We start from the raw sequence: 12792 nt of genomic DNA on the forward strand, positions 1-12792 counted from the left end.
TTCCAGCATTCAGCTTCTTGATAGATTAAATACTAAATGCCGATAACGCTATTTGATTTATTAACACAATATTGATATACCATTGCCATTGCTTGCGCCCGATCCGTTACATTTAACTTTTGGAAGATGCGGGTGACATGATTTTTAACGGTATGTTCGCTTATGAAAAGTTTTTGTGATATTTCTTTATTCCCTAATCCGTCTAACAGTAAATCAAAGACTTCTAATTCCCGCGTAGATATAGAATGTTTCTTCTTAAGCTTTTCTAATGCGAACGGGATAGGATTTTCAAATCGTTCCTGATTCATTATTCTATTTTCATGCTGAACTTTTACATCGAAAACCATATCTTTTTCTTGCAAAAACATTTTTTCAAATGGTTCTTGTTTTACAGGCGGGCTAAAAAGATAGCCCTGCACTTCGTCACAATGATGCAAACTCAAGAACTCAAGCTGTTCCTTCGTTTCTACACCTTCAGCAACGACCGATAAATTTAGGGATTTCGCCAATGAAATAATCGTAGAGGTAATCAATCTGTTTTCGTTTGTCTCATCAGTTATTCCGTGAACAAAGGATTTATCGATTTTTAGTATATTAATAGGTAAACGGCTTAAATATTGTAGGGAGGAGTACCCTGTCCCAAAGTCATCTATACTGATTGTAATACCCATTTCTTTTATTTCCCGCAAAGTATTGATGATGAACTCTTCGTTTTTTACTAAAGCTGATTCGGTTAACTCAATCTCCAATCGATTGGCAGATACATTCGTTTCCATTATGCTTCGCTTCAAACGGGAAGGCAGATCTTTTTGCATAAATTGCTGTGCAGAAAAGTTTATGGACAGACGAATGGAGTTGTACCCATTTTCCTCCCAATGTTTCAATTGTTGGCAGGCAGTTCGAAACACCCAATCTCCTATTTCTACAATTTGTCCAGTTTGCTCTGCAAGAGGGATGAACTCGGCTGGTGATACAGCGCCCCAGCTTGGATGATTCCATCGAAGTAATGCTTCTGCACATTCAACTTTTCCAGTAACCACATCCACCCGTGGTTGGTGCACTAGTTCCAGTTCATCTCGCTCAATTGCTTTCCACAAATCATTTTGCATAAGAAAAGATCGGTAGGATTGCATGTTCATACCTGTATGGAACACATGATATTTATTCTTACCATGTTCTTTTGCCTGATTTAACGCTACGCCTGCATTTTTAACTAACTCATTAAAATATTCTCCGTCATAAGGGAAGATGCTAAGTCCAATGCTCGTTGAAATATATAACTCATATTCATCCAATAAAAACGGTTTTTGAAGTACATCTAAAATTCGATCAGCGACTTCCAGTGCGTTTTCCCTGTTTGTTTTTGGCAAAATAATGTTGAATTCATCTCCACCAACCCTTGCCAAAAAGTCCTGGTCACTTACAGTTCTGCGCAGCCTATCAGAAGTTTCTTGTAGAATGAGATCCCCAATTGTGTGACCAAGCGAATCATTAATATATTTAAAACGGTCCATATTCAAGAACATGATTGCTACTGGTTGATTGGCCTCTCTTGCTTTCTTCAAATGATCTATTAGTGTTTCATTAAATGACCGTCTATTTGGTAAATCTGTTAAGAAGTCATGATAGGCCATATGTTTGATCAACGCTTCATTATTTTTCTGCTCGGTAATATCCCGTATCGTACAAGCGATAATGGTTTCTTCTTGAATAAACTTCCAACCGAATTGTATTTCCGCCAAAAAACTTGTCCCATCTTTTCTCGTTATGTACAACTCTTTATGACCCTCATAACCTTGTATACTCCCGTAGTTTAGAGCTGTCCTAAAAATATTTTTTAGATAAAGCTTTGATTCGGTATTGGTAAATAGTATTCTAATATTTTTGCCAATAAGCTCTTTATCCGGATATTGAAGTTCATTTTCACATGAAGGATTCACACTTAAAATTACGCCATCTTTATCTAAAACGATCATAGAATCCTTTGACGTTTCACTAATAACATTTGAAAGTGCTTCTGATAAACGTAATTTGGCAGTCGTTTCAGAAAGCTCTTTATTGGCTTTCTCCAATTTAAGTGTTTTGGCGGTCAACAAATCCGCTTGTTGCACAAGTTTACATTCCATTTTATAAATATCGACAAAGCCTTCAACCTTCGTTTTTAAAATTAGTGGATCGACAGGTTTGAGGATATAGTCAATAGCTCCTACGGAATAGCCCATGAAAATATGTTCCGACTCCATACTATTCGCCGTAATAAATAGGATTGGGATATTTTTAGTCTTTTCCCGTGCCTTAATGAATTTGGCAGTAGTAAAGCCATCCATTCCGGGCATCTGAACATCTAAAAGAATAAGGGCGAATTTATCATTAAATAGATATTTAAGCGCTTCTTCTCCAGAAGAAGCTTTAACCAAATTGTATTCATCCTTTTCTATAATTGCTTCGATCGCTAATAAATTCTCAGGTCGATCATCCACCAAAAGTATATTTATTTTTTCTTCGCATCCCATACTTAAGACCTCCCCATTAAAACATAATTTAAGTAGGTATATAGATTATACCTAATACCCCAAGAAAAAAGTTAATATTTGTGGAAATTTTACAAAGATAATACTAATTGTAAAGGTACCTATTACCGTTGCACGGCAAGAACCTGGAAAATGGCCCGTTTTATTGAATACTAATGCTTGAATACACACAAAAAACTCCTAATGTATGTAGAGTACAACGACTAAATCAGTTCCCTACACTATCAAAAGGAGAAAGCTCATGAAATGGTTAACCAAAGGTGAAAATCTTCATTACGGAAGTACAACCTCATCCGGCATCTTTCTCCACCGCTACTTCATTTCCGATCCATATTTCAAAGTCTTCGTATCCGGATGAACTTCTTTAAACTTATAAAATTCTTTACTAATAATGATTCGCCCGATATTCGGAATTGGTTCTGACCAACAACATATTGAATCGCATATGAAAGCAGCCCGCCTTCCTTAATAAACCAAGTAAAGGCAAACCACCTATCGCGGTATCAAATCCCTTTTGGTGAAAAGTATACCCGAATCTTTTTGAAGAAGATTTTATATTCCTTGAAACGAGAACATGCATTCCATATAATGAAATTAAGGAGGGGAACAAGTGTGTCTAAGAGGTTTAAGAAATCGGTAAGATATAGTAAGTTATTGGAAATGATGTATATAGAAGCTGATGGAATAATTTACAAACGGCGAATTATGGTTCAACAGGTCCCGTCACGGATAAAGAAGGCGTGATGATCTAATGCTCATCCCACAAGAGGCACTTCCACACTTTGAAAATATGATTTACCTTCCTATGGTCCTGACTATATTGGCTAAAGACCAGCAAACTTTCGAGAAGGGCAACTTTAAATTTTAGACACCATATATAAGGCTTATCAATCACGCCATCAATGCTGTTCAGACTGAAATGAAGGAGTCATCAGACTATCTACGTCAAAACAAAATGAAACTACTACGAGACACCATGGGTGATACGTTTACTACATACATATTTCTATACCACGGACGGGAAGAGCAGCGACGTAATTAACGGTACCAGGTTCTAAAACAATTCCGAATTCAATGGGAACCTCGAAACTAAAAACCGGACTGAAGAGCTACTGGAACTGTATCTTTACAATTGGTCATAATGTTGGGAGTAATGAAGAGGTTAGTGCAAAAAGATTCAAAGTCAAACGTTTAAAAACATCCCATTTGGGATGTTTTTAAAAATTATTGATTTATTTGACCACCATCAACTGTATAAATCGATTGTGTCACATAACTTGCATCGTCTGAAAGTAAGAAACTGACCACATTCGCCACTTCTTCTGGTTCACCATAACGACCAATCGGAACGGCTTGAGAAAACGCGTCAATTGCCGCTTGTCCAGCACCTGGTAATGTGTTTTCTTCAATTTGGCGCATCATACGTGTATTAATAACACCAGGTGCTACCGCGTTTACACGTACTTTATGAGGTGCACCTTCAAGAGCAGCCACACGGGTAATTCCGATTAACGCATGTTTTGACATGATATAACCAACCATACCAGGAGATGCCATTAAACCAGCACCACTTGCTGTGTTTACAATGGAACCAAACCCTTGTTTTTTCATCACTGGTAATACATATTTCAACCCTAAGAACGCCCCTTTAATGTTCACATTATAAACTAAATCAAATGTCTCAACTGGGTAATCTTCAATTGGTTTTGTTGTTCCTTCGATACCTGCATTATTGAAGAAACAATCAATTTTTCCGTATTTCTCTACCGTTGCATCCACATATGCTTTTACTTGTGCTTCATCTGCTACGTTCGCTTGAAGTGCAAGGACACGATCTTCACCTAAACCTAATTCTTTGACTACTTCATTTACTGCATCTAAGTTTAAATCGATAAGTGCTAATTTTGCACCTTCATCTGCTAATTTTTTTGCTGTTACTTTTCCTATTCCACCTGCAGCACCCGTAATAACAACTACTTTATTTTCAAATTTACCCACTTAAATATCCTCCTTTAAATGTTAAAACATACTTTTTTAGTGTCCCCATTTTCGATTAAACAATCCTAAAGCAAAAAATCGGTAATAATTTTGGTTTGGATGAATCTAAATATGGTCAAGCCATCCACTTCAAAAACCTGCGAATCGATTATTTCCTGCATGGCTGCTTCCACTTCGGCTGGTGTCAATCCAACTCGTGTCTCGTCCACTGTTATAACGCTTAATATGAGCGTTTTAATGGCGTAATCTTTCACTATTCTTATTGAACTAAAGGGTTAGTTGAAGAACGATCATACACATACACTTATCAATTATTCTGCATGTTGTGGTTCAATTCCACTTTCTTCTACCGAATTGCCTAGTACAGTCCACATATCTACTTGCCGTACCACTGTGTTTTCAACTATATATTCATAAATTACTTTTGGCTCACTATCAAAAATTACATGGAGAGTTATAACAGGTTTTATTTTATAGTCGTCTGTATCTGTAATTATCCATGAATCTATTGGATATTTTTCTTCTAAATGACCTTCTAATACTTCTATGGCTTTCCCAGTTTTTTGCTCTATAATCAAAGGTTTAATTGCTCCTTGATAGATAACACTACATATTAAAATGATGCCCAATATAGCCCAAACAAACTTCCTAACTTTCTTAGGTAATAGAAAAGTTAACAGACCCACTGCAAAAATCCAGCTTGTAATAAAAAATAACTGCATTATGCTGCTTGGTTCCATTTACTACCCATACCCTTTACATATTTTTTATATTTACTACTACCCCAAAAGAATATAGTTATATTCTTTTTTATACTAAACTGCCTTTTTAGTTGAAGAAAAAAGAGCCGTCTAAGCAGCCCGATCTTTGAGTAAAGCTCCCGTTAGTTGATTAAGATAATGGTGAATTAGAATCCTAAAAACTCGCTAGGTATGTCTATCATATTCCATTTCATCTACTGTTTTTTTGAAAGCCAAGATTACTTCATCTAATTTCCCCGCATATATTACTTCAAAAAAAGAATTAGTATCACTTCTACCTTTACTTGTACATGGATAAACGTAAATAATGTAGTAAAACTTAGTTGGAGCAATTTCGATAAACCAGTGTGTAGCAAATGGATAATCGATATCATATCCTTCTTGATCAAATCTCAATTTATCTTTCTCACCTATCGGGATAAGAGCGTAGTCTATGTATCTCGCTCCTTTTCGTTTATGTGTTTGTCGTTCAGCTCGTTTTATTAAATTATATCTATTCCCTATTTTTTTCTTTAATCTTTTGTTCATCATTCCCCCCCATTCATCCGCCTTTTTCATCTTCAATTAAACTGCCGCTTTAGTTGAAGAAGACTTACACAAATCCTCACTTCTTAAATTCAGCTTTGAGAAGATAAACTACATCATAGTTTTCTAACTTATTCATATGACCATCTACATCATTATAAAAATCGGTAGTAAGACTTCTCATAGGACCATCACTTACATAGCAGATACTTGCTAATACTACTTCTCCTTCAATTGATTTGTTCTCTTCTTGGAAACTTCCCCATACACTGGACATGCTATCTAAATCGTATGAAGTTGTATCCAAGCCACTAATCGAACCAGTACTACCATTACCGCTAACTCCAATATTAAATGTAGGTTGTTGTTGATTGGCATTTACTTTTGAAGTCACAAAAATGATAGAACCATCACCCTCAACGGGTGTTGTCATAGGGCTTATTTTATTATGAACCATTTCACCAAATTCGTATTTTTCAATCCATGCAGACACTACTTTATATTCACTGTCAATATTAAAATCAAAAACAAATGATTTATCCGAGATAGTTGAAAGCAATGCTTTCTCTCTCTCTGTTAATTCAGCAGCAGAAATAATATTTGATTTTGAATCGTTATTACTACAAGCACTTAATAGAAATAGTAACAGTGCTACTATCATAAATAGCCTATTCATTTCATTTCCCCTTTAGCTTTTTCACGATAAACGAGCATCCAGTAATCCGGTTACCTTCTCTTTCACCGCATCCGACGTAATAAAACAACTAACGATCAAATACTTCCTCTTCCTCTTCCTCTTTATCTTCAGCACGTATGCAATGCTAACCCCAGGCGTAAAATCAGGATGGTTCGAATGAACTTCCTCGATTTGATACCATTTGATGCTATTTCATGGTACAAACCGTCCCTCGCAAATTACACCGTCTTCTACGATCGCAAATAGAATTCCAAGCTGGATTAAAAAATAGCAAAGGCACTATAAACATGGCGTAATGATTCCACCCAATCACTTCGCTGTCATACAAATCATAAATTACCGTAACAATAAAAAGGAGAAACAAGAGACCTAAACCACAAATGCCCCTTAGTAGAATAGCAACCACCGGCAGATCCAGTGCTTTTTTCGGTTGTGCCCGCATCGCTTTCAAGTCTTCTTCTGTGACAGGAAATACGACAGCTTGTTTCAATTTACTTTTGAGCCGATAGAACTTGAAAAGAACATATCCGAAGAGTAACAACAATAATACACACACGATAATTTTCATCTGATACTTCCCCCAAGTTCAGAAACCATAATTCACACCAATATTATTCGTGAGTTACATGTTCAAGCCGATTCAAAAACCTGACAAGCCGAAGATCCTCTCGTACTTCAAGCAAATGGATACCCGTATCCCCTGTAGCAAATGCAATATCGCCATGTGGCTGATGAAGAAATGCTTTGAGCAGATTAGAGATCAGCTTGCCATGGGATACAATCGCAATTCGTTTATAGTCCTGATAATCATGTAGAATCTCCCGAAGGATGCGTTCTGCTCTATAGCGAATATCAAGGACAGATTCTCCGTCCTGTATCGGAATATGTACCGGCCTGCCGCCTTTAGGCAACGGATACTTAATCGCTGCTTCTGTCCTCGGCATGCCCGCTAAAACCCCATTATTGAATTCCCTCAACTCATCGTAGAACCGTAGTTCACATCCGATTGCCTCCTGCAAAATGCCGGCCGTCCCACTTGCCCGCTTTAATGTGCTCGATAAGATCATCTCGGGAGGATATTCTTTTGCAACAAAATCAGCCATCCTCCTTGCTTGCTCCTCGCCAACCTCCGTCAATGGGAAGTCCGCTCTTCCTTCATGAACCTCCAAGATGTCCGCCTCTGATTGGCCGTGTCTAATAATGAGTATTTCCAATTCGATCGCCTCACTTTTAGTGCTTTCCTGCATCAATTTTACCATAAACCCCCACATCAGATGGGGTAATCTTCAAATTAATCACTCGACTCGCATGCTTTTCGACAACCTTTCCCGTTCCTTATCATTTTATTGAATTTGCGATTTGTAGTAATACTTCCTTGGTTACGATGTCCGAGTTTCTTTTATCGATAGACAAGATATATTGCCATCCATCTTTTTCGAAAACTAAGAGATTAAAACCTAAGAATACTGTAGTGGTGTAAATTGATTCATTCCCATCTTCCAATATATTTTTTTGTTCGATTTGTTCTTCTCTAAATTCCAATCCGTATTCGATTGGTTGAATTAGAATTGAATAATGATTTCGGGGTAACTCTTTGTTAATAAAAAATATTTCAAGCTGATCATTTTCATTTCCATTTAAGTCACTCAATCTTCCCAAACTATGAGTAAAAGGGATTGGAGGCAATTGTGTTGGCAGTGCAATAGTACGTTTGAAATGAGCTTAACTCTCTTGTAATGTCTTATAAATTTCTTGATAACCACCATCACGGTAAATTTTCTCGAAAGAATCACTATCTGCACTGACATCTTCTATAGCGACAAACCAAAATAAGTAAATCGTCATAATAACAAATACATTTCTCATGAAAATTTCTCACTCCTTTTTTTTTAGTATCCGCAAAAACTAACCTTTTAACAGAGGTATTTTAACACCATTACACAATAAAAAAACTGCCATAATAGGCAGCCGAATCTTCACTAAACCCCGTTAGCTTAGTATCTATTTACTCTCAACTTCATCTGGATACACATACATATCAACCTCTATGGTTGTATTCCAAGTAGCTTTGTTATATCGTCTGGATTGAAAATACCACCTTCATAAGCAACTATGCCTCTATGGTTTAATTCCCCTTTATTCCCAATTCCAAAATGAGTATAACTATTTGTTTTATCCATTTTTCACCAATTAATTTCATCCTCTTATTGAACTAACCTGCACCGTTAGTTCATTGTGCCCTCAAGCAGCTCAAAGGCACCCGTTAGCCATCCATGCAGCAAAAAACGCTGCACCACAGAGGATGAAAATTGTTTCAGAACGGGTATAGATTTGTATGGCTGGCGATGAAGGTCGATCAACTATGGTGCCATTGAGCCCATCCGTTAGTCTGACTCCAACGACCACGGTGCATCACAGACTGTCGCACTCTATACGAGTAGCACTCATGGGAGATTAATCCTACTCTGGTTATTGCACCAGCCTTGCCTTTATTCTGAGAAGAATGGAGTTGGCTCCTGATTTATCTTCCAACTCAATAAACACAATCTGAAGGCTCAGCCTTTTTTAAAAAAAGCTTTTTCTGGGTCTCTTTTGTTATGCGATTTTATAGATTTTGAGCATTTTTTACTTTTCATGGGAGTTGATCAAGATAAAAGAGCTGTCTAACCAGTTCAACGAACATTAAGTAAAGCACACGTTCGTTAGTTTAAGAAGAACAGAGACGATTATTAAACAATCGTGCCTGTTAATGCAAAAAATTAACCCATCCACATCCCCCAAACAAAAAATGAGAACAAAGAGATTGGAAGTCCTATAAGGGCACAGATAATAATACACACAATAAGATATTCCTTTTTTAGTTTCAGGAATTTAAATACCAAAAAAGGAGTAACTATATACAATCCAATACTAAGGAAAGTTACTATAGTTATAACCGTTGTTAATTCAATTGTCGGGTTACGGTTATTCAAATAATAAGATATATCTTGACCGTATATACCTAAAATTGTTGCAAATATAAGACTGGTGATTGCACCGATAATCACCAAGGAATTACAAACCACTACCTTCATATCCCCATCCCCCTCTTGAAAGCACTCCCAACAATATGGTCCCGATTTTTGAACACAAGTTAAACTACACTCTTCAACTAACCTGCCGCGTTAGTTCAATAAATAGAAAATCGGCAATGATTCAACCAATGGAAATGCGAAGAAAAAAACCGAATAATCGGGTGAGAGAATTTTATGATGAAATTGACAAGATCCTTGAAAACATACAGTCGAACGATGGGTTTAACAAAATGGATAAACTCGTGCTTAAGAAGATATTGAATGACTCAAAGCTTGCATTTCAATTTGGTCATATCGCGGAGCGCGAAAGTAATAAAAATCGGTATAGAGAATATTTGATGAGCAATGGGACAAGCGGCAATCGGTTCGTCAATCTACTTTTGGATTACCCCAAATTAGGTAAGTACTTTGGTGGATAGTTGAATTTGGTCATAATTGTGAAGTTGGCAGTAGTGAATGGAAAATATGGTACACTATGTAGGGTAACAAGAAGTAGAAAGGAAGATTTTTATGAATCACTCGGTTGAATCGAACAAGCCATTTAAAAAACGTAATTATAAACCCGCCATTATTATTCTTTCAGTTATCTTAATAGGCGTGATCGGTTTATTATCCGGAAAACGAACTACTGAAGATTTTGATGCATTTGATGTTACTATCCTGCCAATGATGAATGCCATTTTCAATAGCTTCACTTTCATTTTCTTGGTAGCCGCTTTGATAGCCATTAAGAAAAAGAATATAAATGCACACCGGAAATTCATCTATGCTGCATTCTGCACGACAGCATTGTTTCTCGTCACATACGTGACCTATCATTATTTAGCAGTCTCTACACCATTCGGCGGAGAAGGACTCATTGCTGGAATTTATTATTTTGTTCTGATCACCCATATTATTCTCGCAGCAGCTATCGTACCCCTTGCATTGACAAGCGTGGCGAGAGCTTGGAATCGGGAATACGATCGACATCGTCAAATCGTTCGATGGACAATGCCGTTATGGTTGTATGTAAGTTTTACAGGAGTTCTTGTCTATATTTTGATCTCGCCATATTATTAAAGTCTAAAGGCCGTCCCTTTGAAAGGGACAGCCTTTATTTAATGACTGGTTATGTTAATGTAGGGAGAAAGTGCAATTAACCTAAAATGGGGAAAGGAAGCGCCCCTTAGGATTGCACAGGAAAAATTAAAAAAAGATGGCAATCGCCACCCCCTTTAATTATTTTGTGCCACAATCGCGCCCGTTGCGGAAGTTCATTAGCATACGTCTTAAAAAATAACGCACCTGTTAGCTCAATATCATTTAAATTAATTAAATGTTTTCTCTAATAGAATGCTTTTAAAGGATGATGGCAATTCAATAAAGTTATCATTACCTAAATCCGCCATATTTCCACCCTCATAATAATCAAATTGAAGCAATATGAGACCGTCTGAACGCCTAATTATTAATTTCATTTCCCTCTTAATAGCACTATTGTTGAATTCATTTCGGGCGACCTTTGCATTCTCTAAGCCATCCTTCAACACTCTGAAAATATTTTTTATTTCCTTATTATTGCTGCTTTCATTTCCAATATTCCAACCATTTTTATCGTCCCAATAAAGATATTCTATTTTTGAAGGATAGGTATAATCAGACCAATTATTATAAGTTATTGCGTTGGAACGAAATAATATTGGATTGAACATAAACTTTTGGTTGACTATGACCAATATTATAACCAAACCAACCGCAACACCAATGATTATTCCAAGTCTTTTCATAAGTTCCCCCCAAAGTTCTTCTTCAACTAACAAGCCTTGTTCAATGTTCCCTCAACAATCCGCCCCGATTATGGCCCAGCGTTTATTCAACAAATGCGCCCGATTGAGGCATATTTATTTTGGCGTCACTTCAAGAAAATATTGCTCAATCTCTTTGGGTAACTCCTCAACAGCCAAAACCTTCAATCTTTTAGTTCCTGGTGTAGTCAAAACCAGATATGTTTTTTGGTTATATTCAAACAGACTAAACTGACTTATTCTATTGGGCGAATTCTTCAAGTCACTAATGAAATCGAAATCCTCTTTCTTAAAATTAGACTCATACCCCTTCAACATTACCTTTTGGGCTTCATCGAAATCATCCGAAAATGAAATGGTTTGATATAATTCAAGAGAATCTTTTGGTGTGAAAAAGAAAGTATAATATATTGCCACACCAACAATTACGACCGACAGAACGGCAAAAGACATCCATCCTTTTAAGTTTCTATTAATTGTCGTCACTCCCTCTATAATCTGTTAAATGGCTCCTTTTACGGTAAACAGTTATGCGACAACTGTGCCCTATTACAGAACAAGCAAGTTACAAATCGTGTCTGCCTTTCGTATTATCCTTCTTCTTTTTATCACCAAAGTATTTCCACAGGTGGTATGTAGACCAGAATAAAACTCCACTTATAATTATTGTAAATGGTGCAACGTAAGGTTTTTCAAGAATATAATTTGGGGTAAAAACAGCGCATACGGAAAGCGTGCGCCGGAACGAAAGGCAACAGTTTGTATGCAGCATTCGGGCACGATTGCTTGAATGTCATTTGGTATTTTCAGTCAACTTTTTCAACAGCTCTATCACCTGTTCATTTTGATTAATCATTCGCCTAAGTTGAGCCTCAAATGACATGAGGAAAATTATTATTATTATAAAACCTATTAGAAACCCCAATACAATGCCCCCTCTATTTCCACCCAATAGCTTGATTCAGAAATAAAATTTATTCAGTAACTGCGCCTGATTGTTGCTTTGCATTCTTTATACTTTTTATCGTTCTTACGTATCCAAGTATCAGCAAGAGAATGGCTGTATATATTATCATACCGCCCATAGTGAATAGTGCTGATGATTTGTAACTAATCGATGGATTGCCGCTATGCGCATTATAATGCCATTCTGCACCAGCAAACACTGACTGGATACTGAATAATGCAACTCCAAACAATGCTAAAGCCAATGCGGCCTTTTTTTGAAAGACCATTTTAGCTAAGTTGTCTTTAAAAACAAATGGAAAGGTTGATTGTTCTTTATGCACTTTTTTACTTTCCCTCTTAGCAGATGGAACTAAAAAGAAAATAAGCATTCCACTGTAAATCAGTAACAGGATAATAACTTCAGAATTACTCATCACAAAAAACCTCCTTTTCCCTTTATTATAGACGTTT

At 36.7% G+C, this 12792-nt stretch carries 16 protein-coding genes and 1 pseudogene; 3 read left to right on the plus strand and 14 right to left on the minus strand.

The features are described 5' to 3' along the window. Nucleotides 1–32 precede the first annotated feature (32 nt). Nucleotides 33–2513: an EAL domain-containing protein gene (locus tag QNH10_RS14355; protein ID WP_283732073.1), complete on the minus strand. Its 2481-nt coding sequence runs from the start codon at nt 2511–2513 to the stop codon at nt 33–35. Nucleotides 2514–3336: 823 nt separating this feature from the next. Between QNH10_RS14355 and QNH10_RS21380 the strand changes: the two are divergent. Further along, nucleotides 3337–3573: pseudogene (locus QNH10_RS21380) on the plus strand (YhjD family protein). 182 nt (nt 3574–3755) lie between these two features. Here the strand turns inward: QNH10_RS21380 and QNH10_RS14360 are convergent. From QNH10_RS14360 to QNH10_RS14405, 10 genes are all read right to left on the minus strand, one after another. After that, the gene (locus QNH10_RS14360; RefSeq protein ID WP_283732074.1) at nt 3756–4529 is read right to left on the minus strand and encodes an SDR family NAD(P)-dependent oxidoreductase; all 774 of its coding nucleotides are present in this window, start codon (nt 4527–4529) and stop codon (nt 3756–3758) included. A 65-nt stretch (nt 4530–4594) separates the two neighbouring features. Further along, nucleotides 4595–4738, minus strand: coding sequence for a DUF2922 family protein (locus QNH10_RS14365; RefSeq protein WP_283732075.1), 144 nt, complete (start codon nt 4736–4738; stop codon nt 4595–4597). 102 nt (nt 4739–4840) lie between these two features. Beyond that, complete coding sequence (locus tag QNH10_RS14370) at nt 4841–5269, minus strand: hypothetical protein (RefSeq protein WP_283732076.1); 429 nt, start codon at nt 5267–5269, stop codon at nt 4841–4843. 186 nt (nt 5270–5455) lie between these two features. Beyond that, a complete protein-coding gene (locus QNH10_RS14375; protein WP_283732077.1) occupies nt 5456–5854 on the minus strand; it encodes a hypothetical protein in 399 nt (132 codons plus the stop codon). A gap of 40 nt (nt 5855–5894) precedes the next feature. After that, nucleotides 5895–6491: a hypothetical protein gene (locus QNH10_RS14380; protein WP_283732078.1), complete on the minus strand. Its 597-nt coding sequence runs from the start codon at nt 6489–6491 to the stop codon at nt 5895–5897. A 208-nt stretch (nt 6492–6699) separates the two neighbouring features. Then, nucleotides 6700–7080, minus strand: coding sequence for a hypothetical protein (locus QNH10_RS14385; RefSeq protein WP_283732079.1), 381 nt, complete (start codon nt 7078–7080; stop codon nt 6700–6702). A 43-nt stretch (nt 7081–7123) separates the two neighbouring features. Beyond that, on the minus strand, nt 7124–7771 hold the full coding sequence (locus tag QNH10_RS14390; protein ID WP_283732080.1) for a histidine phosphatase family protein: 648 nt from the start codon (nt 7769–7771) through the stop codon (nt 7124–7126). 79 nt (nt 7772–7850) lie between these two features. Further along, nucleotides 7851–8162 carry a hypothetical protein gene (locus QNH10_RS14395; RefSeq protein WP_283732081.1) on the minus strand — a complete coding sequence of 104 codons (312 nt, stop codon included), beginning with the start codon at nt 8160–8162 and terminating at the stop codon, nt 7851–7853. A gap of 72 nt (nt 8163–8234) precedes the next feature. Then, on the minus strand, nt 8235–8378 hold the full coding sequence (locus tag QNH10_RS14400; protein WP_283732082.1) for a hypothetical protein: 144 nt from the start codon (nt 8376–8378) through the stop codon (nt 8235–8237). A gap of 893 nt (nt 8379–9271) precedes the next feature. Then, entirely contained in the window at nt 9272–9586 is a 315-nt protein-coding gene (locus QNH10_RS14405) for a hypothetical protein (RefSeq protein WP_283732083.1), read from the minus strand. Between the two features lie 116 nt (nt 9587–9702). Here QNH10_RS14405 and QNH10_RS14410 point away from each other — a divergent pair, with 116 nt between their 5' ends. Both QNH10_RS14410 and QNH10_RS14415 read left to right on the plus strand, forming a co-directional pair. After that, nucleotides 9703–10005 carry a hypothetical protein gene (locus QNH10_RS14410; protein WP_283732084.1) on the plus strand — a complete coding sequence of 101 codons (303 nt, stop codon included), beginning with the start codon at nt 9703–9705 and terminating at the stop codon, nt 10003–10005. Nucleotides 10006–10096: 91 nt separating this feature from the next. Further along, on the plus strand, nt 10097–10648 hold the full coding sequence (locus QNH10_RS14415) for a DUF420 domain-containing protein (RefSeq protein ID WP_283732085.1): 552 nt from the start codon (nt 10097–10099) through the stop codon (nt 10646–10648). A 248-nt stretch (nt 10649–10896) separates the two neighbouring features. Here QNH10_RS14415 and QNH10_RS14420 read toward each other — a convergent pair whose 3' ends face one another. The 3 genes from QNH10_RS14420 to QNH10_RS14430 all read right to left on the minus strand — a co-directional run bounded on the left by QNH10_RS14420 (nt 10897) and on the right by QNH10_RS14430 (nt 12755). Next, nucleotides 10897–11355 carry a hypothetical protein gene (locus QNH10_RS14420; RefSeq protein WP_283732086.1) on the minus strand — a complete coding sequence of 153 codons (459 nt, stop codon included), beginning with the start codon at nt 11353–11355 and terminating at the stop codon, nt 10897–10899. A gap of 114 nt (nt 11356–11469) precedes the next feature. Further along, nucleotides 11470–11859 carry a hypothetical protein gene (locus QNH10_RS14425; protein WP_283732087.1) on the minus strand — a complete coding sequence of 130 codons (390 nt, stop codon included), beginning with the start codon at nt 11857–11859 and terminating at the stop codon, nt 11470–11472. 488 nt (nt 11860–12347) lie between these two features. Beyond that, nucleotides 12348–12755 (minus strand): hypothetical protein, encoded by a 408-nt coding sequence (locus tag QNH10_RS14430; RefSeq protein ID WP_283732088.1) that lies wholly within the window; start codon nt 12753–12755, stop codon nt 12348–12350. Nucleotides 12756–12792: the final 37 nt, after the last annotated feature.

This window comes from Sporosarcina thermotolerans (assembly GCF_030067815.1).
Classification (GTDB): domain Bacteria; phylum Bacillota; class Bacilli; order Bacillales_A; family Planococcaceae; genus Sporosarcina; species Sporosarcina thermotolerans.

Coding starts and splice junctions, on each gene's coding strand:
- QNH10_RS14405 (WP_283732083.1), bottom strand. CDS start 9,586: ATGAAGGTAGTGGTTTGTAATTCCTTGGTGATTATCGGTGCAATCACC.
- QNH10_RS14370 (WP_283732076.1), bottom strand. CDS start 5,269: ATGGAACCAAGCAGCATAATGCAGTTATTTTTTATTACAAGCTGGATT.
- QNH10_RS14400 (WP_283732082.1), bottom strand. CDS start 8,378: ATGAGAAATGTATTTGTTATTATGACGATTTACTTATTTTGGTTTGTC.
- QNH10_RS14390 (WP_283732080.1), bottom strand. CDS start 7,771: ATGGTAAAATTGATGCAGGAAAGCACTAAAAGTGAGGCGATCGAATTG.
- QNH10_RS14355 (WP_283732073.1), bottom strand. CDS start 2,513: ATGGGATGCGAAGAAAAAATAAATATACTTTTGGTGGATGATCGACCT.
- QNH10_RS14415 (WP_283732085.1), top strand. CDS start 10,097: ATGAATCACTCGGTTGAATCGAACAAGCCATTTAAAAAACGTAATTAT.
- QNH10_RS14410 (WP_283732084.1), top strand. CDS start 9,703: ATGATTCAACCAATGGAAATGCGAAGAAAAAAACCGAATAATCGGGTG.
- QNH10_RS14385 (WP_283732079.1), bottom strand. CDS start 7,080: ATGAAAATTATCGTGTGTGTATTATTGTTGTTACTCTTCGGATATGTT.
- QNH10_RS14420 (WP_283732086.1), bottom strand. CDS start 11,355: ATGAAAAGACTTGGAATAATCATTGGTGTTGCGGTTGGTTTGGTTATA.
- QNH10_RS14430 (WP_283732088.1), bottom strand. CDS start 12,755: ATGAGTAATTCTGAAGTTATTATCCTGTTACTGATTTACAGTGGAATG.
- QNH10_RS14380 (WP_283732078.1), bottom strand. CDS start 6,491: ATGAATAGGCTATTTATGATAGTAGCACTGTTACTATTTCTATTAAGT.